This window comes from Shimia sp. MIT1388, from assembly GCF_047124445.1.
In the GTDB taxonomy this organism is placed as follows: Bacteria; Pseudomonadota; Alphaproteobacteria; order Rhodobacterales; family Rhodobacteraceae; genus Shimia.
The window spans coordinates 1,992,031-2,017,293 of sequence record NZ_CP138921.1; the positions used below are offsets into that span (position 1 = coordinate 1,992,031).

The 25,263-nt window shown below is 59.7% G+C and carries 23 protein-coding genes; 13 read left to right on the plus strand and 10 right to left on the minus strand.

Annotation, left to right across the window (positions count from 1 at the left end; all coding sequences use genetic code 11):
• The first annotated feature begins 1 nt into the window (after window position 1).
• From pcaD to SIB92_RS09845, 6 genes are all read left to right on the plus strand, one after another.
• Entirely contained in the window at window positions 2-790 is a 789-nt protein-coding gene (gene pcaD / locus SIB92_RS09820) for a 3-oxoadipate enol-lactonase (protein ID WP_412555609.1), read from the plus strand.
• Window positions 783-1,493, plus strand: a complete 711-nt coding sequence (locus SIB92_RS09825; RefSeq protein ID WP_412555610.1) for an alpha/beta fold hydrolase — start codon at window positions 783-785, stop codon at window positions 1,491-1,493. Before pcaD ends, SIB92_RS09825 begins: the two co-directional genes overlap by 8 nt.
• A gap of 4 nt (window positions 1,494-1,497) precedes the next feature.
• Window positions 1,498-2,262 (plus strand): hypothetical protein, encoded by a 765-nt coding sequence (locus SIB92_RS09830; RefSeq protein ID WP_412555611.1) that lies wholly within the window; start codon window positions 1,498-1,500, stop codon window positions 2,260-2,262.
• 172 nt (window positions 2,263-2,434) lie between these two features.
• On the plus strand, window positions 2,435-3,640 hold the full coding sequence (locus SIB92_RS09835; RefSeq protein WP_412555612.1) for a TCR/Tet family MFS transporter: 1,206 nt from the start codon (window positions 2,435-2,437) through the stop codon (window positions 3,638-3,640).
• A gap of 93 nt (window positions 3,641-3,733) precedes the next feature.
• Entirely contained in the window at window positions 3,734-4,822 is a 1,089-nt protein-coding gene (locus SIB92_RS09840) for a Zn-dependent alcohol dehydrogenase (RefSeq protein ID WP_412555613.1), read from the plus strand.
• A gap of 83 nt (window positions 4,823-4,905) precedes the next feature.
• A complete protein-coding gene (locus SIB92_RS09845) occupies window positions 4,906-5,220 on the plus strand; it encodes a hypothetical protein (RefSeq protein ID WP_412555614.1) in 315 nt (104 codons plus the stop codon).
• On the opposite strand, the gene SIB92_RS09850 is transcribed toward SIB92_RS09845, so the two are convergent.
• The gene (locus SIB92_RS09850) at window positions 5,221-6,084 is read right to left on the minus strand and encodes a LysR family transcriptional regulator (RefSeq protein WP_412555615.1); all 864 of its coding nucleotides are present in this window, start codon (window positions 6,082-6,084) and stop codon (window positions 5,221-5,223) included. It lies immediately after the preceding gene.
• A 116-nt stretch (window positions 6,085-6,200) separates the two neighbouring features.
• On the opposite strand from SIB92_RS09850, the gene SIB92_RS09855 reads away from it, so the two are divergent.
• The 7 genes from SIB92_RS09855 (at window position 6,201) to SIB92_RS09885 (ending at window position 13,402) form a co-directional block, all read left to right on the plus strand.
• Complete coding sequence (locus tag SIB92_RS09855) at window positions 6,201-7,328, plus strand: TauD/TfdA family dioxygenase (protein WP_412555616.1); 1,128 nt, start codon at window positions 6,201-6,203, stop codon at window positions 7,326-7,328.
• Entirely contained in the window at window positions 7,325-7,921 is a 597-nt protein-coding gene (locus SIB92_RS09860; protein ID WP_412555617.1) for an HD domain-containing protein, read from the plus strand. Before SIB92_RS09855 ends, SIB92_RS09860 begins: the two co-directional genes overlap by 4 nt.
• A gap of 122 nt (window positions 7,922-8,043) precedes the next feature.
• The gene (locus tag SIB92_RS09865) at window positions 8,044-9,273 is read left to right on the plus strand and encodes a mandelate racemase/muconate lactonizing enzyme family protein (RefSeq protein WP_412555618.1); all 1,230 of its coding nucleotides are present in this window, start codon (window positions 8,044-8,046) and stop codon (window positions 9,271-9,273) included.
• 103 nt (window positions 9,274-9,376) lie between these two features.
• Entirely contained in the window at window positions 9,377-9,667 is a 291-nt protein-coding gene (locus SIB92_RS09870; RefSeq protein WP_168591570.1) for an ArsR/SmtB family transcription factor, read from the plus strand.
• Window positions 9,668-9,670: 3 nt separating this feature from the next.
• Complete coding sequence (locus SIB92_RS09875; RefSeq protein ID WP_412555619.1) at window positions 9,671-12,094, plus strand: ligase-associated DNA damage response DEXH box helicase; 2,424 nt, start codon at window positions 9,671-9,673, stop codon at window positions 12,092-12,094.
• Between the two features lie 113 nt (window positions 12,095-12,207).
• On the plus strand, window positions 12,208-12,870 hold the full coding sequence (pdeM, locus tag SIB92_RS09880; RefSeq protein WP_412555620.1) for a ligase-associated DNA damage response endonuclease PdeM: 663 nt from the start codon (window positions 12,208-12,210) through the stop codon (window positions 12,868-12,870).
• Window positions 12,871-12,979: 109 nt separating this feature from the next.
• The gene (locus tag SIB92_RS09885) at window positions 12,980-13,402 is read left to right on the plus strand and encodes a PaaI family thioesterase (protein WP_412555621.1); all 423 of its coding nucleotides are present in this window, start codon (window positions 12,980-12,982) and stop codon (window positions 13,400-13,402) included.
• An 11-nt stretch (window positions 13,403-13,413) separates the two neighbouring features.
• On the opposite strand, the gene SIB92_RS09890 is transcribed toward SIB92_RS09885, so the two are convergent.
• From SIB92_RS09890 to SIB92_RS09930, 9 genes are all read right to left on the minus strand, one after another.
• The gene (locus tag SIB92_RS09890; RefSeq protein WP_412555622.1) at window positions 13,414-14,841 is read right to left on the minus strand and encodes an exonuclease domain-containing protein; all 1,428 of its coding nucleotides are present in this window, start codon (window positions 14,839-14,841) and stop codon (window positions 13,414-13,416) included.
• Complete coding sequence (locus SIB92_RS09895) at window positions 14,841-15,362, minus strand: hypothetical protein (protein WP_412555623.1); 522 nt, start codon at window positions 15,360-15,362, stop codon at window positions 14,841-14,843. The genes SIB92_RS09890 and SIB92_RS09895 overlap by 1 nt, the downstream gene beginning before the upstream one ends.
• A 22-nt stretch (window positions 15,363-15,384) precedes the next feature.
• Window positions 15,385-17,220, minus strand: coding sequence for a DUF294 nucleotidyltransferase-like domain-containing protein (locus tag SIB92_RS09900; RefSeq protein ID WP_412555624.1), 1,836 nt, complete (start codon window positions 17,218-17,220; stop codon window positions 15,385-15,387).
• Between the two features lie 176 nt (window positions 17,221-17,396).
• The gene (locus SIB92_RS09905; protein ID WP_168591550.1) at window positions 17,397-19,184 is read right to left on the minus strand and encodes a sodium:solute symporter family protein; all 1,788 of its coding nucleotides are present in this window, start codon (window positions 19,182-19,184) and stop codon (window positions 17,397-17,399) included.
• A 17-nt stretch (window positions 19,185-19,201) separates the two neighbouring features.
• Window positions 19,202-19,462 carry a DUF4212 domain-containing protein gene (locus SIB92_RS09910; protein WP_168591549.1) on the minus strand — a complete coding sequence of 87 codons (261 nt, stop codon included), beginning with the start codon at window positions 19,460-19,462 and terminating at the stop codon, window positions 19,202-19,204.
• Between the two features lie 69 nt (window positions 19,463-19,531).
• Entirely contained in the window at window positions 19,532-20,215 is a 684-nt protein-coding gene (locus tag SIB92_RS09915) for an adenylate kinase (protein ID WP_412555625.1), read from the minus strand.
• 4 nt (window positions 20,216-20,219) lie between these two features.
• On the minus strand, window positions 20,220-22,184 hold the full coding sequence (gene acs / locus SIB92_RS09920; RefSeq protein ID WP_412555626.1) for an acetate--CoA ligase: 1,965 nt from the start codon (window positions 22,182-22,184) through the stop codon (window positions 20,220-20,222).
• 370 nt (window positions 22,185-22,554) lie between these two features.
• A complete protein-coding gene (locus SIB92_RS09925; protein WP_412555627.1) occupies window positions 22,555-23,748 on the minus strand; it encodes a carbohydrate porin in 1,194 nt (397 codons plus the stop codon).
• Window positions 23,749-23,809: 61 nt separating this feature from the next.
• Entirely contained in the window at window positions 23,810-25,195 is a 1,386-nt protein-coding gene (locus SIB92_RS09930; protein WP_412555628.1) for an amidohydrolase family protein, read from the minus strand.
• Window positions 25,196-25,263 lie beyond the last annotated feature (68 nt).

Below are 25,263 nucleotides of genomic sequence, written 5' to 3' on the forward strand. Positions count from 1 at the left end.
CATGCCAACCGCCACGCTCAACCAAATCGAAACCCACTACCGCGACGAAGGCGACCCCAACGGCGCGCCGGTGCTGTTCATCAACTCGCTCGGCACCACGCTGCACCTCTGGGACCCGATCCTGGAGCATCTGCCCGACGGCCTGCGCATCATCCGCTATGACATGCGCGGCCATGGCGAAAGTGAGGTGCCGCCCGCGCCATACTCTATGGGGGCATTGGTGAAAGACGCCGAAGCCCTTCTGGAGCACCTCAACGTCAAAGACGCGCTGGTGGTTGGCCTTTCGATTGGCGGCATGGTGGCGCAGGGTTTGGCGGTAAAGCGCCTCGATCTGGTGCGGGCCATGGTGCTCTCCAACACCGCCGCCAAAATCGGCTCTCCCAAGATGTGGCAGGACCGCATCGACATGGTCACCTCCAAGGGCCTGCCCGCCATGTCCGCTGACATCATGCTGCGCTGGTTTTCGCGGGATTTCCAAACCCGACCAGAGCTGACCCATTGGAAAGCCATGCTGGAAAGCACCCCAACCGAGGGCTACGCGGGCTGTTGCGCTGCCATCCAAGGCACCGACTTCTACACGCCCACCTCCGGTCTGCGCCTGCCCACCTTGGGTATCGCCGGTTCTGAGGACGGTGCCACGCCGCCTGATCTGGTGCGCGAAACCGTCGAACTCATCCCCGGCGCCCGTCTGGAACTTCTGCGCCGCACCGGCCACCTGCCCTGCGTGGAAAAGCCTGAAGACTACGCCGCGCTCCTAACGACCTTCATGAAAGAAACCGGCCATGTCTGACATTCTTCTCGTTCACGGCTCCTGCCACGGGGCTTGGTGCTATCGCGACCTCATCCCCGCGCTCGAAGCCCTCGGCCACACCGCCCGCGCCATTGACATGCCGTCACACGGCAACGACACCACCCCAGTGACAGACGTCACGCTGGACAGCTGCGCAAAGTCGATCATCAACGCTCTTGGTGAGGACACCGTCGTCCTAGGCCATAGCTGGGGCGGTTTCCCAATCACCCGCGCCGCAGACCTCGCCCCCGGTCGCATCGCCCGCCTGATCTACCTCTGCGCCTATGCCCCGTGGGACAACCACTCCACCATCGACATGCGCATTGCAGCGCCGCGCCAGCCGCTTATGCAGGCCATCAAGCGCCACGAAGATGGGCAAAGCTACACTTTCGAGCCCGCCAAAGTTCGGGACGCACTGTACCACGATTGCCCGCCCGGCACGGAAGACTACGCCTTGGCCCATCTGTCGCCGCAATCCATTGCCGCCCAACAAACCAAGATCACACTGGGTGACGGCCACCGCCAAACGCCACGCAGCTACATCCGCTGCATGAATGACCAGGCCATCCCGCCGGAGTTTCAAGTCACCATGTCAGAGGACTGGCCTTCTGAGGACGTTTATGAGATGCCCACCAGCCACTCCCCTTTCTTTGCCGATCCCGCTGGCCTCGCCGCTCTGATCGACCACATCCTGAAAGACTGACCCGATGACCGCCTCCGTTTTTGACAGCCCGATGTTCACCAAGCTTTACCCGGTGGGCGAAGCAGGCCGCCTGTTCACCCACAGTGCCGAAATCCGCGCCGCGTTGCTGGTGCTGGGCACGCTGGCCAAGGTGCAGACCGAACGCGGCGAGATCCCAGAAGACAGCGCCTTCTTCATCCACCGCAGTTCCATGGAAGTACAGATTGACCCGGCAGGACTGGCTGATGGCGTTGCCCAGGATGGCAGCTACATTCCCGCTTTGGCCGCTGCCTTCGACAAAGCGATGGAGGCGCCAGAGCACAGCACATACATCCTGAACAACGCCAATCCGCAAGACGTGGCCGACACCGCGCTGATGCTGCGCCTGCGCCAGCTTCTGACCCAGGCCGAAACCGCGTTAAAAACCCTGCCCGACAGCGACAGCCGCACCACCTTGCTGGCTGATCTGCCAATGATCCGCGACACCTGCCTGCGGGTCGCCTTCACGGATGCACCGGAGATTGGCACCAACATTGGCGAGGCGCTCAAACTTGGCGCGCCACAAGCCCCCCGCGCCCCTATCCGCACCATTGCCAACTGGCTCACGCTGGCGGGCGACACCGCCGCGAACACTGTGCCGGCATCTCCTGCCAATGACGCCCTGCGGTCCCAGCTTCTAGGCCTCAACGCGCTGTTTCAGGAAACATCCGATGCCGCCAGCGAACCTCTTTACCTGCCGCAAATCGCGCTCAGCAGCCTGTCCTTGCTGAACATGGCGTCTGCTGCCTAACCCCCCTTTTGCCGTAACGGAAGGCTTGCGCCCCTTTTGGGGCCACGCCAATTTGCGCCACACGTATGCGGCTATGCCACATGCAGCCATCAGAATGTGGCACAGCCCCTCAGTAATCAGTTGACCGACCCGCGTTTTCCTGCCCTGATACAACCATAGAGTTAAAGTCATTATGATGCGCAACCGTCTGCCAATATTTGTGATTCTGGCCACGGTGATGATCGATGCCATGGGCATCGGCCTGATCATCCCGGTGATGCCCGACCTCATCCAAGAGGTGACCGGCGGCGACCTTGGTGCAGCGGCTGTCTGGGGCGGTATTCTGTCCACTGTCTTTGCCTTCATGCAGTTCCTCTGCGGCCCGTTGTTGGGCAATCTCTCAGACCGCTTTGGCCGCCGTCCCGTACTGCTGGTGTCACTTGCGGTCATGTCGGCAGATTATGTGATTATGGCCATGGCCCATAACATCTGGATTTTGGTGATTGGCCGCATCGTGGCGGGCATCACCGCCGCCACCTACGCCACCGCGATGGCCTATATGGCGGACATGTCTGACGCCAAAGAAAAGGCCAAAGCCTTCGGTATGATTGGCGCTGCTATGGGTGTTGGCTTTGTTTTTGGCCCTGCGATGGGCGGCTTCATGGGCCAATTTGGCACCCGCGCGCCGTTCTGGGCCGCCGCAGTGCTGGCCGGTGGCAACGCGCTCCTGGGTTGGATGGTGCTTAAGGAAACCGTGACCGACGCAAATCGCCGCGCCTTTGAATGGCGGCGTTCCAACCCGCTGGGCGCGCTGCAAGCGCTTGGCAAACTGCCGGCCATGACCAACCTGCTGATTGTGTTCTTCTTTTATCAGATTGCCGCCGCGGTCTATCCCGCGATCTGGCCCTATTTCATCATCGAGCGTTTTGGCTGGGAAGAGGCCATGATTGGCCTCAGCCTCACCGCCTATGGCCTCTGTTTTGCCATTGTCCAGGCCACCCTGATTGGTCCGTTCACCAAATGGTTTGGCAACCGCCGCACGGTTGTGATCGGCCTTGGACTGGAAGTTGTGGCGCTGATCTATCTCGCGGTGATCTCCAACGGCATCCTCTTGTTCATTGGCATCCCCGTGGCCGCGCTTTCCTCTGTCGGCCTGCCCGCCTTGCAAAGCATCATGTCCCGCCGTGTGTCCGATGACGCGCAGGGCGAGCTGCAAGGCATCTCCGCCTCGCTCACTTCGCTCGCCCATATCGCAGCACCTTTGGTGATGACGCAAACCTTTGCGTATTTCTCCGACAAACACGCTGTGCTCTATCTGCCCGGCGCCCCCTTTGTGCTCGCCGCCGCCCTTTTGATGATCGCAATTGTGGTTTTTGCAAAGTCACGTCGCGCCACTTAGGCAAAAAACGACACCCAGTGTCTGGATTGAACCATCCCCCCGCGCCTAAGCTGGCCCAAACTGGATGTGACACCAAACACAAGGGACTTGCCCATGAGCACCATCAAAGCCGCCGTTTGCCATGAATTTGGCCAGCCCCTTGTCGTCGAAGACGTCACCCTGCGCGCGCCGCAAATGGGCGAGATCGAGGTCAAACTCTCCGCCGTCGCCATCTGCCACTCCGACATCTCCTTTGCCGACGGCGCCTGGGGCGGCAGCCTGCCCGCGGTCTACGGCCACGAAGCCGCCGGACACATCACCTCGGTCGGCGACGGCGTGACCGGCCTCGCGGAAGGTGACGCGGTTGTGGTCACCCTGATCCGCGCCTGCGGCACCTGCCCGACCTGTTCCGAAGGCAAACCGGTGATCTGCGGCACGCCCTATGATGGCGACAAAGGCCCGCTGACCACTGTGGACGGCGGCAAATTGCACCAGGCTATGGCCTGCGGTGCCTTTGCTGAAAAGGTCGTGGTGGACCAATCCCAAGTGGTGAAAATCTCTGAAGACATCCCAATGGAAGCTGCCAGCCTGATCGCCTGTGGCGTGATCACCGGCGTTGGCGCAGTGGTGAACGCCGCCCAAATCCGCGCGGGTCAGGACGTGGTTGTCATCGGTGCCGGCGGCGTCGGCCTCAACGCCATCCAAGGTGCGCGCATCGCCGGTGCTCGTCGCATCGTAGCCGTCGACATGAGCGAAGAGAAACTTGAAATCGCTAAGGAATTCGGCGCCACCGACGGCGTGCTGGCCACCGACAAAAAACCTTTCGTGAAAGCCATGCGCGCCATGGGCCGCGGCGCCGACGCCGTGATCGTCACCGTCGGCGCGATCCCCGCCTATGACGACGCCCCGCGCTACCTCGCACCGGGCGGCAAGGTCATCATGGTTGGCATGCCGCACTCCGGTGCCAAATCCACCTACGAGCCGGTCATCCTCGCCGCCATCGGCCAAGGCATGCAGGGCTCCAAAATGGGCGACGTGGTCATCAAGCGCGATATCCCGTGGATGGTCGACCTCTATGAACAAGGCCGCCTGAAACTCGACGAGCTGATCTCCGGCCGCTGGACGCTGGATCAGATCAACGAGGCCATCGCCGACACCAAAACCGGTAGCGCAAAGCGCAATGTGATTGTATTTGACAGCTAACGTCACAATCGCTTCCGGAGGCCCCCGTGCTCAAGTTTGTCACCGAATTGTTCAAACCGAACGCTCCCAAGCCTCTGCCGCCCATGACATCCCAGACCTCGATGAACTTCGCGTCCGACGAGGTCGCCCCATTTCTGACCCAACTGGCCAACAATCCGCGCCTGGATTTTCCGGCGGATCTCGCCAAAGAGGTCCGCCGCAACCTCGCCTGCATGGCCGTTGAGGACACCCGTCGCTGGCGCGTCACCGGAGCGATCGACGACCAACCGATCCAAATGGAAATCGAAGCCTTCATGGACGACGTCGACGCCCCGGACCTCTATTTCTACAGCACCCAAGCCGCGATCAGCGAAATCGAACGCGAACTCGAAGCCTTTGCCGAGGCCACCGGCAGCTAACTACACCGTGCCCTCGACCAGACAGTCCGACAACTGCCGCCACTGCCGCCGTGACAGCCGTTCCTTGGCACCGAGCAGCCAATAAGTCTCGTGGTGGCGCAGCACCTCATCCGTGACCCGCACCAACCGTCCCGCGTCCAATTCCGCCTGCACCAAAGGCAAGGACGCCAGCAGCACCCCCTGCCCGGCCCGCGCCGCCGCCAACCCCGCACAAAAACTATCAAACCGCAGATGCGCCACCGGCGTTGTCGGCGTATCTGTCTGCGCACACCACCGCCGCCAACTTGGCCGCGGCCCAGACACTGACAGGCGCGGCAAGGCCTGCCACGCCCCTTGTGCCAACAATGCAGGCGCCACCACCGGGCTCAACCGTTCCTCGTACAAAGGCACCGCATGGGCCACTGGCCAATCGCCACTGCCATAACGAATACGTACCGCCGCATCGTCTTTAGTCTCCCCTGACGCCACAACCATTGTGCTCAGCGTGATCTGCGCCCCGCTGACTTCCGCCAACTGCCCCAAGCGCGGCACCAACCACAGTTCATTCACCGACGCACTGGCTGAAATCGTCAACCGATTGCGCGACACGCCAAACAGCGCCTCGGTGCTGTCGCGCAACCCCACCAGCGCCGCCTGCACATGCGGCAGCCACGCCTCACCATCCACGGTCAAGGTGATCCGCCGCGCTTGCCGCACAAACAGCTGCGTCCCCAGCCGCGCCTCAAGATTGCCAATCCGTTGGCTGATCGCCGATTGCGTCAACCCGGTTTCCTGCGCCGCTGCCGTAAAACTGCCCAACCGCGCCGCCGCCTCAAACGCCCGCACCCACTCCAAAGGCAGATGACCAAACCCAGCCTTATCCATTAGCTAAACCGCCTCTAAGGATGAAAAAGGATAATTTGAGTTTATGCCTGCGCATCCCCAGTTTGTCGACAAGACATCAAAAGCTCTCAAGCCCTCGCCCAACCCAAGGACATCTCATGACCCAGGTGCAGCTCTCCCCCGACAATCAGGTCCTCACGCTCACAACGCCCTCTGGCAGTTTTCGCTTTCACAGCGTCTGGCTCCGCCACAACGCACTGGATGCCGACACCCGCGATCCCGGCAACGGCCAGCGGCTGATCACTCTGGCCGATCTGCCAGACAATTGCGCCCTCGCCACCGCGGAAGCCCACGACAATGCAGTGTCTGTCACCTTTGCCAATGACAACAAACCGGTGTCCTTCCCCATCACATGGCTCCTCGCCAATGCCTATGACCGCCCGCAAGACACCACGCCGGGCCACCTGCCGGAGCACGCTGAAACCTGGGACGAAGCCCTTAACGAAGACGTGCCCACTGGCCACTACCCTGACCTCGCCAGCAACCCGGACGCCAAACGCACATGGCTCGCTGCCATCCGTCGCTACGGCTTTGCCAAGGTCACCGGCCTGCCCACAGAATCCGGCGCCCTGTTCAAAGTCGTCGACCTCTTCGGCTACGTCCGCGAGACCAACTACGGCCGTCACTTTGAGGTCCGCACAGAGGTCAACCCAACCAACCTCGCCTTCACCGGCCTTGGCCTGCAAGCCCACACAGACAACCCCTACCGCGATCCGGTGCCAACCCTGCAAATCCTGTCCTGTCTTGAGAATTCCGCCGAAGGTGGCGACAACATGGTGGTGGACGGCTTTGCAGCGGCGCAAATGCTACGCGAAATCAACCCCGAAGGCTTTGCACTTCTGCACAGCCATTCCGCGCGGTTTGAATATGCAGGTGAAGCAGGCGTGAAACTCACCTCTCGCCGCCCAGTGATCGGCCTAACCCCCGAAGGCACCTTTCAAAACATTCGCTTCAACGCCCGCTCCGCCGCCGCGCCGGTCGACGTGCCATTTGACAAAATGCCCGCCTACTACGCCGCCCTGCGTCAACTGTCCGACATCATCGACGACCCAGCGTCGGAGGTCCGCTTCAAACTGGCCCCGGGTGAGGCGTTCATTGTCGACAACACCCGTGTCCTGCACGCCCGCAAAGGCTATTCCGGCGCAGGCAAACGCTGGCTGCAAGGCTGTTACGCCGACAAAGACGGGCTGCTCTCTACCCTCGCAGCGCTGGAGGCAACCGCATGAAACCGGATTTCTCCACACTGACGCAAGACAACATCGTGGCCTTTCTGGGCGACATCTTTGACCGCCGCGGCGGCGAGGAATACCTCGGCGAACCGGTCACCATGGCAGAGCACATGTTACAAGGCGCCACCATCGCCGAACAAAACGGCATGCCCGAGGACGTGATTGTCGCCGCTCTCCTGCATGACATCGGCCATTTCACCTCCGAGTTTGGCACCTACCATCCCGACGACACCGAGGACCGCCACCACGAAGACGCGGGCGCCGAAGTGCTCGCCCCCTTCTTCCCATCAGTAGTCACCGACTGCGTGCTCTACCACGTCGCCGCCAAACGCTACCTCTGCGCCACCAAGCCGGAATACTTCAAACGCCTCTCCGCCGCCTCTGTGCACACCTTGGAGCTTCAAGGCGGCCCGATGTCGGACGACGAAGTCGCCACTTTCGCAGCCAATCCAAATCTGGAGAAGATCATTCAGGTCCGCTACCTCGACGAGGCCGGAAAGCGCGCTGATATGGTCACGCCAGACTTCTGGCATTTTGCCCCGATGGTACAGCGCGTGGTCGATGCACATCTTAACGCGTCTTCAGGTTAACAAACGCAACGGGCAAATACGCACCACCGCAAAACAGTCACGATACCGACAAAATACCGACGTTGATTTTATACTCAAAAAGGCCCCTTACTTCACCGAACGCTGTTGTAAGGACCACGCCGATGAAGCTCACCGATCTGGATATCATCGTCACCGCGCCCCCCGCCCCCGGTTGGGGCGGGCGTTACTGGATTTTGGTGAGACTTCAAACGGATACCGGCATCACCGGCTGGGGCGAATGCTACGCTTCCTCTGTGGGCCCCGACGCCATGGAAGCGGTGATCCGTGACGTTTTTGAACGGTATTTCGAGGGCGAAAACCCTGAAAACATTGAACGATTGTTCCGCCGCACTTACTCGTCGGGATTTACGCAACGCCCGGATTTAACGGTTATGGGCGCCTTCTCCGGCCTCGAAATCGCCTGTTGGGACATCCTGGGCAAAGACCGCGACCGCCCCGTCTACGCCCTTCTGGGCGGCCTGATGAACGAACGCCTGCGCGCCTACACCTACCTCTATCCCCTTGAACACCATAACATTTCCGACTTCTGGACCTCCCCGGAAATGGCCGCCGAAAGCGCGCTGGCGATGGTTGAAAAAGGCTACACAGCGGTGAAATTCGACCCCGCAGGCCCCTACACCATGCGCGGCGGCCACATGCCTGCCATGAGCGACATTTCCATGTCCGTCGCCTTCTGCGCTGCCATCCGCGAAGCTGTTGGAAACAAAGCAGATTTGCTCTTCGGAACCCATGGTCAATTCAACACCGCAGGCGCCATCCGCCTGGGCCAAGCGCTAGAGCCCTACAGCCCGCTCTGGTTCGAAGAACCCACCCCGCCGGACAATATAGAAGACATGGCGCGCGTGGCCAAAAACGTAAGGATTCCAGTGGCTACCGGCGAACGCATGACCACCAAATCCGAGTTTGCCACAGTCTTGCGCACCGGCGCCGCCGAAATCCTGCAACCCGCGTTAGGACGCGCGGGTGGCATCTGGGAAATGAAAAAAGTCGCTGCAATTGCAGAGTGTTACAACGCCCAAATGGCGCCCCACCTCTACGCCGGCCCCATCGAGTGGGCCGCCAACATCCACCTCGCCGCCTCCATCCCGAACCTCCTGATGATCGAGACCATCGAGACAGACTTCCACGACGCGCTCATCACATCCTCCATCAAGGTTGAAAACGGCTTTGTCAGTCCGCCAACCGCGCCCGGACTGGGCATAGAGGTCAACGAAACCCTTGCCAAGCAACACAAATTTGACGGAAACGGCCTGCATCTCCAAATGCAGGACGCCCCTTGTGACTATGTCAACGGCAACGATTTTGCCGGCGGTGCCCCACTAAAATCGTAAGACATCTCGAAAACCGGCGCGGTCGGTGCTATATGAAGCCCAGACAGGAGCAACTGGGCCCAATACCGTGAATATCCAAACCCCGCCAGCACCGCCCTCCGAGATGGAGAAAAACGCCGAAGCCGCAGCCGCTTACCTAAAAACGCTGGCACATTCGGGCCGTTTGATGATCCTGTGCCACCTGGGGTCTGGCGAAAAATCGGTGTCGGAACTGGAAGCCCTGCTCGACCTGCGTCAAGCCGCAGTGAGCCAGATGCTCGCCCGCCTGCGCGAAGAGGGGCTTGTCACCACGCGACGCGATGGGAAAACCATCTTTTACAGCCTGGCGGACGACAATACCTCACAGGTTATCTCTCTGTTGTATAACCTTTTTTGCGCGCCCGACGCGACCTGAGCCTTGCCGGACACAACGGCGCTACCGCACAACATCGAAGCCTGGTTTGCCAAACGCAATTGGCAACCGCACCCGCACCAGCGCGACATGCTGGCCCGCGCCGAGGATCCCTGCACCTTGCTGATCGCCCCCACGGGCGGCGGCAAAACCCTCGCCGGGTTCTTACCGACTTTGGCCGATCTGGCCGCCTCTCCACATGAGGGCCTACACACCCTCTACGTCTCCCCTCTCAAAGCGCTGGCGGCCGACATCAAACGCAATTTGCGTGCCCCGGTAGAGGAAATTGGCCTCGACATCCGCATCGAGGACCGCACTGGCGACACGTCGCAAACCGTGAAGAAACGCCAGCGCGTTGACCCTCCGCATATCTTGTTAACGACCCCGGAAAGTCTGGCACTTCTAACCTCTTACGAAGATGCGCCCCGCATCTTCAAAGGAATCAAACGCGTGGTGGTGGACGAAATCCACGCGCTAGCGGAAAGCAAACGCGGTGATCAACTCTTCCTCGCCCTCGCCCGCCTGCAATCCCTCTGTCCCGACCTCAAACGCGTCGGTCTCTCTGCCACCGTCGACCATCCCGAAGACATCGCTAGGCTGCTCGCCCGCAATCCCGATCCCTACGAAATCCTATATGCCGATCCCGGCCCCGCGCCCGACATTGCCATGCTGGAGACCGAAGAAGCTCCGCCTTGGCTTGGCGGCGGCGCGGCCTATGCCATCCCCGCCGTTTTGGAGCAGGTCAAAGCCCACAAGACCACACTGATCTTCCACAACACCCGGGCGCAGGCGGAGATTTTCTTTCACAATCTGTGGCTTGCCAATGATGACGCTCTGCCCATCGGCATCCACCATGGCAGCCTTGATCGCGAACAACGTGAGAAGGTCGAAGCCGCTATGGTGCGTGGCGACCTGCGTGCCATTGTCTGCACTGGCAGCTTGGATCTCGGCATCGATTGGGGCGACGTCGACCTTGTGATTCAGGTGGGTGCCCCCAAAAACGTCAAACGTCTGGTGCAACGCATCGGCCGCGCCAATCACCGCTACAACGCCCCCTCCAAGGCACTGCTGGTGCCCGCCAACCGGTGGGAAGTGGTCGAATGCATCAACGCCCTGCAAGCCGTGCAGGAAGGCGACCTAGACGGCGACCCACGGGGCCCTGGTCCCCGCGACGTGCTTTGCCAGCATATCCTGCTGCGCGCCGCCTCCGGCCCGTTTGACGCGGACGACCTCTATACCGAAATGACCAGCGCGGGCGCTTATATGGACCTGTCCCGCGACGCCTTTGACACCTGTCTGGAGTTCTGCGCCACCGGCGGCTACGCGCTTAAAGCCTATGACCGCTGGCAGCGCTTGCAACAGCGCCCCGACGGCCAATGGCAACTGCGCGACCCGCGTGCTGCCGCGCGCCTGCGCATGAACGCGGGCACCATTCAGGACAGCGACACCCTCAAGGTGCAGCTCAAACGCAACCGCGGTGGCAAACCTCTGGGTGAAGTCGAGGAAGCCTTTGCCGCAACGCTTTCCGCAGGCGACACCTTCCTGATCGGCGGTCAAATTGTACGCTACGAAGGTCTCCGCGACATGACAGTGCAGGTCTCACGTAATGCCAGCCGAAAACCTCGCGTGGCCGTGTTTTCCGGCACCAAATTCTCCACCTCAACGCAGCTGTCCCAGCGCACATTACGTTATTTGCAAGCGGAGAGCTGGCCCGACTTGCCCGCGCACACGGCAGACTGGCTGCACCTCCAGCGCAGCATGTCCCGACTGCCGGAACCAGATCGATTGTTGGTGGAAACCTTTGAGCGCGACGGAAGACAAAACATGTGCGTCTACGGCTTTGCCGGGCGCAACGCGCAGCAAACCCTCGGCCTACTGCTGACCAAACGCATGGAAGACATGGACCTCGCCCCGATGGGGTTTGTGTCCTCAGACTATGCCACGCTCATCTGGGGGCTGGACGAAGTGACCGACCCGCGCCCGCTGTTTGACCTGAAGACATTGAAAGACGGCTTGGACGACTGGCTGGCGGGCAATGCGCTGATGAAGAAAACCTTCCGGGGCGCCGCCACCATTGCCGGCCTGATCGAGCGCAACACTCCAAGTGCGCGCAAGTCGGGGCGGCAGGCAACGTTCAGTTCAGACATTCTTTACGATACCCTGCTCAAATACGATCCAGATCACGTCTTGATGCAAATCACCCGCGAAGAGGCGTTGCGCGGTCTGGTGGATTTTTCCCGGATCGAGGCGTTGCTCAAAAGTGTCGAAGACCGGATAGACCACGTCGTCGCGCCGCATGTCACGCCACTGGCCGCGCCGCTGTTGTTGGAAGTTGGCAAAGTGCCCGTGCAAAGCGGCAGCGCGGAGGAACGGCTGCTCGCGGAAGAGACCGAAGCGCTTATGAACGACAGCGGGCTCGCAAAAGTTTAGGTTGTGCATCCCAGCACGCACAAAGCTGCGCAAAAGCCGGAGAAATGTTCGAATTCTGCAAGGGGTGAAACTGCCCCCTTGATCCATTTGGGGACACACGATACGAACATACCATGAACAGAGTTTCCTTTTCACTGGCTGGGACAACCCTCACCGCATTGGGCTCTGGCGCTCTCTGGTGGGAGGATCAGCGCATGTTGATCGTGTCCGACCTGCACCTCGGTAAAACCGAGCGCGTCCTACGTCGTGGCGGCCCAGCAATGCCGCCGTATGAGACCCGTGACACATTGATAAGATTGGAAAATGACCTTCAGGCCAGCAACGCCGCCACAGTGATTTGCCTAGGCGACAGCTTTGACGATGTCGAAGCTGCCAAGACGCTGCCAGAGGCGGACCGCCTTTGGATTTCCCGCCTTCAGGCCGGACGCCGTTGGGTCTGGATCGAAGGCAACCATGACCCCGGCCCCATCGACCTTGGTGGCGCACATCTGGCCGAGCTGCCAGTGCCCCCATTGACTTTTCGCCATATCGCGCAGAACGGGAAAAGTGGCGAAGTCTCAGGCCACTATCACCCCAAAGTTCGCGTAAAAACCCGCCTGCGCAGCATCTCGCGCCCGGCCTTCCTGTTTGACAGCGACCGGGTCATTCTGCCCGCATATGGCACCTACACCGGCGGTTTACGCTCGGACGACACTGCCTTGGCTGCGCTGATGCGCCCCGAGGCCATGGCGATTATCACCGGCCAAACCCCTCGCCAACTGCCCATGCCGCGTTAAGCGCGCGTGCCAATTCTCTATGATTCTTGAAGAAATTCGCAACGTCACTGATTGACCATCACGCGCCGCCCCCTTCAGGATACAAGCATCCAAATAGGAGCAACGCAGCATGTCACCAGAAATCGACGCCAAAATTCGCGCCAGCTTTGCCAAGCAATCTATGATGCAAACCATGGGCGCAACCGTCGCCGATGTGTCGGACGGCAGCGTGACCTTGGCTGCCCCCGTTCTGGAGACCTGTCAACAGCAACACGGCTTCGGCCACGCCGCTTTGACCTTTGGTCTGGGCGACAGCGCCGCGGGCTATTCCGCTTTGTCTGTCATGCCCTTGGAAGCCGAAGTTCTCACCAGTGAAATGAAAATTCACCTGCTCGCCCCCGCTCAAGGCGAACGCCTAGAGGCCGTCGGCAAAGTCATCAAACCAGGCAAGCGGCTGGTGATCGTGCAGGCCGAAGTCTTTGCCATCGCAGGCACGAAACGCACGCAGATCGCGCTGATGACTGGCACCATGGTCCCGATCTTGCCGAAGTAAGCTACGTCGCCTCAGTTCATGTCGTCCAGCAAGCGGCCATGCTTGCGGGTCTGTTCCAACACATCTCCAAGGGTGGTATGCCCCCGTGCGGCCAGCATCGGCAGCATGTGACAGAGTACCTCTGCTGTGGCCTGTGCATCACCCAACGCCGTGTGGCGCAGATGCTCTGGGATCACCACCCCCAAGCGCTCACAAAGCGCGTCCAAAGTGTGCTTCTCGGTGGTGCCAAACAACACCGCCGAGAGCAGCACCGTATCCAGAATAGGCTGCGGCCAGTCGATCTCCATCTCGTTCCCGTGCCGATGCATAAACGCCATATCGAACGGCGCATTGTGGGCCACGATCACGGCGTCCCGTGCAAAGTGGTGAAACTCTGCCACCACCGATTTTGGCGGCGGCGCAGAAGCCACCATAGCATCGGTGATGTGGTGCACTTTCGTGGAGGCTGGCGGAATGGGACGGCCCGGATGAATGTAGCGATTCATCGCCTCCCCATGCACAATCTCGCCCCGCAAAACCCGCACTGCGCCCAGTTGCACCAGCTCGTCTTTGTGAGGCAGCAAACCAGTTGTTTCACAGTCAAACACCACAAATGGGATTTGATCGAGCCGCCGCGCCGCCAGATCGGAAATCGGCTGATCGCCTAGCAGTTCAAAATCAAACGTCAGCGGCCGCTCCGCGTCAGGTGCAATCTCCGCATGGGCATCATCAATCAGGATCATGTAGCTGTGCGTGCCGCGCAACGGCTTAAGCCGCGCATCAAAGGACACCCGCCCATCCGGACATGTCGCCTCAAACGCCACCTCCGCGCCGCCCTGCAACAGGCGCTCATGCGCATCCAGCACGCGCTCTTTGGAGAGGTAATCAAATATCGACGCATTCAACCGCGGCGGCGCAATCTGCGCCAAGGTCCCCGCTGCCTGCCCGTCATAGAGCACAATCCGATGATCCGGACCAACCAACAGGATTGCCACCGGGATCTCGGTCAACAGCGCCGTGAGTTGCTCTCGGTCAGAGGTCAGCGTCTCGGTCTCTTGGGCAACGGTCTGGGCAATATCGATGGTGGCATTGCTCAACCGCGTCGACACCGCTTCGACGGCCGGCGCCAAATCGCCCAGGTAGCGCGCCGAATGAGTGTCCACTGTGGCATTCACACCGGAATGCGCCCGCGCGCGCAATGTGGTGGACAAGGCTTGAATGGGCTTGGCGACATTCTCGTCAAACAACAGCCAGATGCCCACGGCCAAGGCCAGAAAACCAAAGCCGCCAATGATCCCCGCAAGGATAAACCCGCTCGCCACCCCGTCCGTCAGCGCGCTCCGATAGCCCGCCCAAAGCGCGCCAAACATCACCGCCACGCCGCCTAAGGCCAACAGAGCGAAGAACAGCAAGATGCGCAACCGCAATGACAACCCCGCCAAAATCGCCCGCTGTCCCATCAGGAAACCTCACACACAGCCGCTAGTAGCACGTCGTCTTCCGGCGCGGTAACCCACTGCGCGCCCTCAATGGAGCCGGCATCGTCAAAGCTGATCCCATCGGTCAGCGCGGCACGGCGCCCTGTCCCGCAATCTGCTGCCACATTCAGGCGGTTCAGCGGCGACCAGCGGCCATAGAAATACACCTGCGCCAAACGCAGATCAGGCTGCGCCGGATTGGTCTGAACCGAAGCCGTGTCCAACGCCACAAAGCGTTCGGTCAAAGGCACGACGTAGGTCCAGGGACGGTAAACCGCGTTGGTTTCCACGGTTTCCACGACCTCAAAGCCCTCTGGCAATGTGGCTGTTGTGCGGCTGTACCAGCTGTATTCAGAGCTAACAGTGGCGGCGATCATTGCGCCCCCGGCTGCCACCGGCGTCAGCCATTTCGGCAACCGCCCACCGGTCGCCATTCGGATGAGCGCCATCAACCCAGCGCCGCCCATGCCTGCAAAAATCACCGCGATCAGTTCCAGAAACATCTCGCTCCCCCCTCGTCTTTCGTTAGCTCAATGCGTCGCGCCCATGGCCAATCGCAGATTGAAGCGATTTCACAACCACAAAGGCGTCACGCAGATGGCTGCGTTCAAAGTCCGACAAATCTGCCGGTGACAAATAGTTATCCGGCGCTTGTCCCGCATGGATCTGGCGCAGCTGATGGTCCAGCCGCATCTCCGCAATCAAATCATACGCGTTCAGCAGGTCCGCCGCACCCGCGCTTGAAATCCCCGCCGATCCATCACTGGCCGCCCGCAACCGAGCGCGGGTGTTGGCCGGTGTCAACCGCCCCTGCAAGGCACACAACCGCCCCAAATCGACCACCGGCACAACCCCATTGTGCTTCATATCAATCTGGTTTTTGTGCTCGCCAGAGCGAATGGTCGCCAACCCGCGCAGCACGCCGAGCGGCGGATGGTGCTTGAGCGCATTCCCCACCATATGGGCGACAAAGATCGAGTTATGGGACGCGGCCGCCAAGGTCTCGTTCTGCAGCCGTGCAAAACAATCCAGCTTGCCTCCGATGGGCCGCAGATCAAACATCACGCTGGCCAGCATCTGCGCTTCGGGGTTGGGCGTTGTGATCCAGCCGACAAAGTATTCCCGCCAGACCCGCAGCGGTTGCCGCCAGCGGTCCGCCGTCGCCATCATATCGCCAGGGCAATAGACATAGCCGCAGGTATTGAGCCCGTCGCAAACAAACTGCGCCAGCTGTGCAAAATAGCCCGTGCGCATCTCTTCCGTGGCCGCATCATCCAGGATCAAACAGTTGTCCTGATCGCTCACGCCGGTCTGTTCTTGCCGCCCCTGAGAGCCACAGGCCAGCCAAACATACGGCACAGGTGGCGCACCAAGTGTATCTTCTGCCAACGCCAATAGCCGCCGCGTGGCCGTATCCGCCACATCGGTGATCAAGCGCGTGACAATGTCATGCCGATGCCCCGCGCCAACCAATTGCGTCAACAGCTGAGGAATGCGGGCGGTGACTTTGGCCATTTCCTCGGCGCTGTCCGCCTTGGCAATTTCCCGTACCATCTCGGCGCTGGTGACCGCTTGAAAGCGTGTCAGATCGGTCTGGGTGACGATGCCAACCAGCTGCTCCTTGTCGACAATTGGAATATGCCCAATGCCATGCTCCATCATCATATGCAGCACGTCCGAGCCAATCGCGGTGGAGGGCAGTGTCCTTGGCGCGCGGGTCATAATTTCTGCCAGAGCAGTTTCTGGTGTGCGATCCTCGGCCAAAACTTTCCCGACCAGATCGCCGGTAGTGATGATGCCCAAAAGCGCATCGCCTTCGGTGATGCAAAGCGACGAAATGCCAGCGGCGTGCATCTTCTGTGCCGCAGCTCTGACGGTATCTTCCGGCGCCAGCGTGATCGGTGTCCGCGCCATGATGGTGGCCACCTCGGTGGAGGCCAGATCACTGGTGGGCGCCTTGCGGGTAACCGGGCCGGCCCGATCAAAGAACCGCTGCACCGCGCCTTCCGTGGTGCGCACTTTCTGGAAGGCACTCACAGGTAGCATCAACAAGGTGGTGTCGCTTTCGCATCGGGCGCTGGTCACCGCAACGCCATCGCGCAGCAGCCCCCTTTCGCCAAAGGAATTGCGCAATCCCAAATGGGACACCACCGCGCTATTTTCATCGGTCACCTCCACGGTGCCGCTATAAATCAGGTACAGGCCCTCAAGCTTTTGTCCAAGGCGATAAATCTGCGCATCGGTTTCTAGAATTTGAACTTCAAAAGACGCGCCCAGCTCCTGCAACGCCTCGTCAGACAGGCTGTCATAGGGATGAACGGAACGCAAAAAACGGGTTATTTGATCATGAGTTAGTGACATGGGAGCACCTTGTCATGTGGGGGGCGTAAGCGGCAAGCGGACGCGCTGCCGCAGCACTCACTTCCAAGCCAACCGTCAGTCCTGGAAGGGAAAAGTTGCCCCCGACAGGATCGGAGGCAACGGCGTTAAAGTGACGGCGGATTGGGGGGCAACCCGCCGTCAGGGGACGCAAGGGCTCAGTGGTCCTGAGCTGCACCTGCGCCGCGGGGAACACGAACGCTTTCCACAAGCGCCTTGATCTCTGCTGGTGTCTCTTTGGTCATGCCTGCCACAATGTAGGCCACCGCAAAGTTCACCGCCGCACCAATGGCACCGAAGCTGGTCGATTTGATCGTACCCAGAAGCGGGTCAGCATCGGTGAAGGAGTTGGTGCCCGGAATGAACAGCCAGCCTTTGTGCAGGAAGATGTAGATCAGGGTCACAACCAGACCTGCCAGCATGCCGGCCACCGCACCAGTGTTGTTGATCTTGGTGGAGAAGATCCCCATCATCAACGCCGGGAAGATGGACGCCGCTGCCAGACCGAAGGCCAGGGCCACGGTTTGCGCTGCAAAGCCAGGAGGGTTCAGGCCCAGCCACGTTGCCACAGCAATTGCCACTGCCATCGCGATCCGCGCGGACAGAAGTTCGCCCTTCTCGGAGATGTTCGGGTTGATCGCACCTTTGATCAGGTCGTGAGACACGGCGGAGGAGATCGCCAGCAACAGACCCGCAGCAGTAGACAGCGCCGCTGCCAGACCACCCGCAGCCACAAGACCAATCACCCAGGAAGGCAGGTTTGCGATTTCAGGGTTCGCCAGCACCAGGATGTCACGGTTAAACTTGGTCAGCTCGTTGCCTTCCCAGCCTTTTTCCGCGGCCATTGCCTGAAGATCTTCGTTCTTGTCGTTGTAGAACTGGATCTTGCCGTCGCCGTTTTTGTCTTCCCAATCCAGCAGACCGGTTTTCTGCCATGTGGCCATCCAGTCATACTCAGGATCGTTAGCGATCTGCTCAGTGGTCACCGCTTCACCGGAGATGCCGCCATTTGGCCACATCAGCTCGGAGATGTTCAGGCGGGCCATCGCACCAACAGCAGGCGCCGTCAGATAAAGCAGCGCAATAAACACCAGCGTCCAGCCTGCGGACCAACGGGCGTCCGAAACTTTTGGCACGGTGAAGAAGCGCATGATGACGTGTGGCAGACCTGCGGTACCGATCATCAGAGACAGGGTGAAGAGCACCATGTTCAGCGTGTCGGCGTGGTGGGCTGTGTATTCCTTGAAGCCAAGGTCGGTCACAACCGCATCCAGTTTCGCCAGCAGAGGCTCACCGGAGGCTGCGTGCTCACCAAACAGACCCAGCGCCGGGATTGGCGTGCCGGTCAGCTGCAGCGAGATGAAGACCGCTGGAATGGTGTAGGCAGTGATCAGAACACAGTACTGCGCCACCTGGGTGTAGGTCACACCTTTCATGCCGCCAAAAACAGCATAGGCAAACACAACACAGGCACCGATCAGCAGGCCGGCAGTGTTGGACACTTCCAGGAAGCGGCCAAAGGCCACGCCCACACCGGTCATCTGACCAATCACGTAGGTGGTGGAGGCAACGATCAAGCAGACCACAGCCACAATACGGGCGGTTGGGCTGTAGAAACGATCGCCGATGAACTCCGACACGGTGAACTTGCCAAACTTTCGCAGGTAAGGCGCAAGCAGCAGTGCCAACAGCACGTAACCACCGGTCCAGCCCATCAGGAAGGAAGAGTTGTCATAGCCGGTAAAGGCGATGAGGCCAGCCATGGAGATAAACGAGGCCGCGGACATCCAGTCCGCCGCTGTCGCCATACCATTGGTGACCGGGTGAACGCCGCGACCCGCAGCGTAGAATTCAGACGTGGACCCGGCGCGGGCCCAGATCGCGATGCCGATGTATAGCGCGAATGACGCGCCCACAAACAGCAGGTTGATTGCGAATTGGCTCATTGTCCCTCAGATCCTTATTATTCTTCGTCAACGCCGTGGGCGATGTCGAGTTTGTTCATCTGCCAGGCGTAGTTGAAGATCAGCGCCAGGAAGACCAGGATCGATCCTTGCTGGGCAAACCAGAAGCCCAGGTCAGACCCGCCCACAGAGATCCCCGCAAGCATTGGGCGCAGCAGGATGCCAAACCCAAAAGAAACCAGCGCCCAGATGACGAGGCTGATCAAAATGATACGCACATTGGCTTTCCAATAGGCGTCGTTGGATGAGTTGTCGGACATATATGTCTCCTCCCTCTCGGTTCTTTCCTCCACACCGACGCGTCACGGAGGACGCGCAAGTGCTTTCCCTCATGCGGTCGCTTCAGAAACGATCGCGCTCAGTTCGTTGGCGATGGCGTCAATCGCCCCCATCGCATCCACTTTTTTCAGCGCGCCCTTGCCGTCGTAGTAGGCAATCAAAGGCGCAGTCTGGGCGTGGTACGCCTCCAGACGGCTGGCAACGGTTTCCGCGTTGTCATCCGCACGACGTTTGAAATCAGCGCCTCCACACTGATCACACACACCGTCTTTGGCAGGTTTCTTGAAGCTGTCGTGGTAGCCCTCGCCGCAGTCACCGCAGGTGTAGCGGCCGGAAATCCGGCTCACCATCGCAGCATCCTCAACCTCAAGGCTGATGGCCGCATTGATGCGCTGATCACTGTCCGCCAGAAGCGCGTCCAGCGCCTCAGCCTGTGCTCCCGTACGTGGGAACCCATCCAGGATCACCCCTTTGGCACAATCAGCTTCCTTCAGGCGGTCGCGCAGTATGGCAATCACAATCTCATCAGAGACCAGACCACCCGCTTCCATCACCGCGCGCGCCGCCAAACCGGCCTCGGTGCCCGCAGCAACCGCAGCGCGCAGCAGGTCTCCGGTGGAAAGCTGCACCAAGCCAAATTTGGTTTCCAGCATACGCGCTTGGGTGCCTTTGCCGGCCCCGGGAGGGCCGAGCAGGATCAAGACAGGCGCATTTGTTTTCACAGTGTCCAACATGCGCTTAGCCCTTGTTCATCCGGTTTTCGATGAGCTCATCCACCACCGAAGGATCCGCCAATGTGGAGGTATCCCCCAGGCTGCCATAGTCGTTCTCGGCGATTTTGCGCAGGATGCGGCGCATGATTTTGCCGGAGCGGGTTTTTGGCAGGCCGGGCGCCCATTGGATCAGATCCGGGCTGGCAATCGGGCCGATTTCCGTCCGCACCCAGGTGCGCAGTTCCTTGCGCAGCTCTTCGCTGGGTTCCTGATCGTTCATCAGAGTCACATAGCAGTAGATGCCCTGACCTTTGATGTCATGCGGGTAGCCGACCACGGCGGCTTCGGCGACAGCGGCGTGCGCCACCAGTGCGCTTTCCACTTCGGCGGTGCCCATGCGGTGACCGGAGACGTTGATCACATCGTCCACACGACCGGTGATCCAGTAGTCGCCATCCGCATCGCGGCGGCAGCCGTCACCGGCAAAGTAGTAGTTTTTATAGTCGCTGAAGTAGGTCTTCTCAAAGCGCTCGTGGTCGCCCCAGACGGTGCGCATCTGGCTGGGCCAGCTTTCCTTGATTGCCAGAACCCCTTCGACATCATTGCCGGAGATTTCCTCACCGGACTGCGGATCCAGCACCACCGGATGCACGCCAAAGAAGGGCTTCATCGCCGCGCCCGGCTTGGTCGCATGGGCGCCCGGCAGTGGGGTCATCATGTGGCCGCCGGTCTCGGTCTGCCACCAGGTGTCCACGATCGGGCAGCGGCCGCCGCCCACCACGTCGTTGTACCAGGTCCAGGCTTCCGGGTTGATCGGCTCGCCCACGGTGCCAAGGATGCGCAGGCTGCTGAGGTCACATTTCTCAACATATTCATTGCCTTGGCCCATCAGCGCGCGCAGCGCGGTGGGCGCGGTGTAGAACTGGTTCACCCGGTGCTTTTCACAGACCTGCCAGAAGCGGCTGGCATCCGGATAGGTCGGCACACCCTCAAACATCAGCGTCGTGGCGCCGTTGGCGAGCGGGCCATAGACGATGTAGCTGTGGCCGGTGACCCAGCCCACATCGGCGGTGCACCAGAAGATGTCGCCGTCTTTGTAATCAAAGGTGTATTCATGCGTCATCGACGCATAAACCAGATAGCCGCCGGTGGAATGCACCACGCCTTTGGGCTGCCCGGTGGAGCCGGAGGTGTACAAGATGAACAGCGGATCTTCGGCGTTCATTTCCGCCGGTTTGCAGTAGTCGCCCACCTCCATAACCATCTCGTTGTAGTCATAGTCACGGCCATCAATCCAAGTGGTCTGGTCGCCGGTGCGCTTCACCACCAGGCATTTGACGGTGTCTTTGGTGTGCAAGAGCGCGGCGTCGGTGTTGGACTTGAGCGCGGTCTTGCGGCCGCCACGTGGGGCGCTGTCCGCCGTAATGACCACTTTGGCGTCACAGCCGTTGATCCGAGCGGCCAGCGCGTCGGGGGAGAAGCCGGCAAATACGATGGAATGGATCGCGCCGATGCGGGCACAGGCCAGCATCGCGTAAGCGGCTTCCGGGATCATCGGCAGGTAGATCACCACGCGGTCGCCTTTGCGCACACCCAGCTGCTCCAGCACGTTGGCCATGCGGCAGACACGACGGTGCAGATCGGCATAGGTGATCGACTGGGCGGGCTCGTTGGGATCATCCGGTTCAAAGATGATCGCGGCCTGATTGCCACGGGTCTCCAGATGGCGGTCGATACAGTTGGCGGCCACGTTGAGCGTGCCGTCTTCAAACCATTTGATGTCCACATTGCCCGGCGCAAAGGAGGTGTTCTTCACCTTGGTGAACGGCTTGATCCAGTTCACACGCTGGCCATGCTCCCGCCAAAACGCCTCAGGATCAGACACAGATGCGGCGTACATTTCATCATATTTGGCGGTATCAATATGTGCGTCTTTGGTCAGCTCTGCGGATGGCAACGGGCTGGCGGATACATTGGTGTCCAACGACATGAAGGCTCCTCCCTCGGTCAAAAACTTTAAAAACTCCTCACTCAAGCCAGACGGCTCAAGACCCCGAGGCCAGAATAGGGATTTGTGAAAACAAGGAAACAAAGCACGGAAATAAAACAAAAAATCTGTAAATATTTTTCCGACCGCACACATGAAGATGTAAAGTTTTTTCTGACGCAGACCAGAAAACCCATATTCTTAAGGACTTGGAAAGAATTTATTAACGTGTTGGGACACAGCAAAATCGCACCCCGCAATCATGCGAGCGCTAACATTTACATTCCCGAAGGTGTGACAATTCGTACCGGCCAAAAATTGCGGAAACAGGTCGTGCGCTAACAGCGCCGACTCGCAAACACGCCGACTGGCTTTAAAACACCAATCGCGTGCGCAGCCCCAGCACCGTCACAGTGCCCAACCCCGGATTGTCCAAGGGGTTGTCGATCACCTGGATCGAAGGCGTGATCTGAAGACCCGACGACAGCGAGAAACGGTAAAACAGTTCTGCTGTAAACTGCGTCTGAGTGGAGGTAGCGCTTTCCGCCCAATTCAACCCTACGCCCGCCGCATCGGTGTTACGTCCGTAATATGCTAGGCCAGTAGACAGAGAACGCTTGTATAATCCCGTGCCTTGATCCGCGACACCCGCGCGCAAGAATGGCAACCATGTATTGTCGACAAACCAAGCCGCAGAGAAACTTGCACCGTAGTCCTCCGCCCTGTTTTTACTGGCATCCGTATCAATGTGCCAAAGCGTCAGATGCACATTGTCAAAGTAGATTCGATCCCGCGCGCTGGTGACTCCCAACTCAAGACTTTTGAACAGCTTGCCGTGATCAAACACATCAAATCCCGGATCAGACGGGTCCGCATTGGCGTCCGCCACGCTGCCCACTGCATAAACCGTATCCCCAAGCCATACGCCGCCCGCCATGCCTAAACCTGGGTTGGGCGCGTTGATGGTTGGGTTGGTGCTAAAGGATAGGTTTTGAAAGGCTGAATAGGGACTGACCGCGCCATAAACATCCAAAAAGTCAGTGATGTCGATCTGGCCAAATTGAAACGACCAGCCACCTTCGGGCGCGCGTTGCGTCCAGAACAGGTTAGTCAACAAAGTGCCATTGTCGTTGAACGCCGTACCCGGCATAAACGTTGCTCCGGCCGCAAAGCCGAGGTTCTGCGGCGCCACATCAGTGTAAGCGTGCCGATGCTCCAGCTTGAACGTCAGGCTGCCATTCTCCGTCGCCGCCCAATTGCCGTAAAACCGGAACATACCGCCAGCAGCGCTGTCTTCCGCTGCATTCAAATCGCTCCACTGGCCCAGCGCGAGATAGTCAAAGTTGAACTTGAAGCCATTCTCAGCCAACCCGTCTTTCCAGGCAAACCAGCCTGGTGCGACGTTGCGCGGAAAATTGGAACGCATCTGCGGATCCGTCAACCCGTCGCCCGGCTCCAACTCTGCCGCAACCGAAGACGGGCCAGACAATCCGCGCTCCTGCGCCGACAGAGCGCCTGCCATCGAGAACGCCATTGCAGTGATCAAACAGACTGGCTTGAAGGTCACGCCCTATCTCCATCAGAAAGAAAGATGCGTCCACCTTGTCGCAGCGGGCGCAAAATCGCAATTAGTCCAGTGTGTTCTTATAGATCACACCGTCTTTCATGATGATCCGCAAGGTTTCAGGGCTAGCTGGCCGTGGATCCGCACCAAACCATTTGTCGCCGGTGCCAACCACTGAAAAGTCCTCCAGAGGATTGCCATCGATCAAAAGAATATCCGCATAAGCACCCTCTTCGATCACGCCCAGCTTGCCTGCGGTGTAGGGGTTAGTGAAGTCCCCAGACAGGCCCACCAACTCGCCGCCGACCGAGGTCAATGTCACCATGGACGCATAGGGCCCAAAGAAGTCATTGTTCAGCTTTTTCTCATAGGCGATCTGAATGTTGCAGGCCGCAACCGAGCCCACACAATCGGTCTGGAACGCGCGCTTTACTGGACATTCCTGCATATTGGGAATGTAATTGGCGAAAGTCGCAGACGCTGATTTTGCTTTTGCCAAACTGCTGGGGACACTGGCGACCGCAGGAATGCTGAGCAGCCCCGGATCAAATGCCGTAAGATTGGTGGTGATAAAGGCGCCTTTAGCGTTCATGACTTCCGCAATTTCGCAGTCAAACGAGAAACCGTGTTCGATCGACATCACGCCCGCTTCCAGCGCCCCCAAAATCGCCTCCTTGCGGTAGGAATGCGCCATGACATAGCTGCCGTATTCTTCAGCAACCTGCACCGCAGCCTTAATCTCTTCAGGCGATCCGGCCAGCAATTGCCAAGGATCGAAGGCGGACACCACGCCGCCCGATTGCATATACTTGAGCTGCGTTGCGCCCATGCGGAAGTTGTTGCGGCCGAACTTCTGCACATCCGCGACATTGTCAGCCTCTTGCGCCATATTCAGACGACCAAAATTGGTGGACGCGCCGGGTGGCGAAGTGAAGTTGGCAAAATCCGCGTGCCCGCCGCGCGTGCCGATGAAGGCCGCCGAAGGGTAATAGCGCGGCCCCATTATTTGACCACTGTCAATAGCACGACGCAAACCGCCGTTGCCGCCACCGGCATCCCGCACCGTAGTGAACCCCTGCATCAGGTACATCTCCGCCATTCGCGTCCCGTGAATGGCAAAATCTTCCCAGGTAACGTTGGCCTCCATGGCCGGGATGCTTGGCCCCATCAACATCAAATGCGCGTGCGCCTCAACAAATCCCGGTGTCAGCGTCCGCCCACCACCATCAATCACCGTGGCATCCGGCGCATCAATCGCCTCCGTGCTTACCGTTTTGATCAGGTTGCCTTCCACCAGAACAGACGCGTTTTCAATCCGCGCCTCATTCACTCCGTCAAACACATGCACATTGGTGAAAAGTGTTTGTGGTGCAGCCTCTTGCGCGCCCAAAGACGAGGCAAACAAACCGACAACAGCGGACACAAACCCTGAGACAATTCGATTAGACATAATGGCGCTCCCTATAGAATTCTCTACAATACTACCTGAGCGTGTTACGCAGTTTCGGCCAGTTTCGA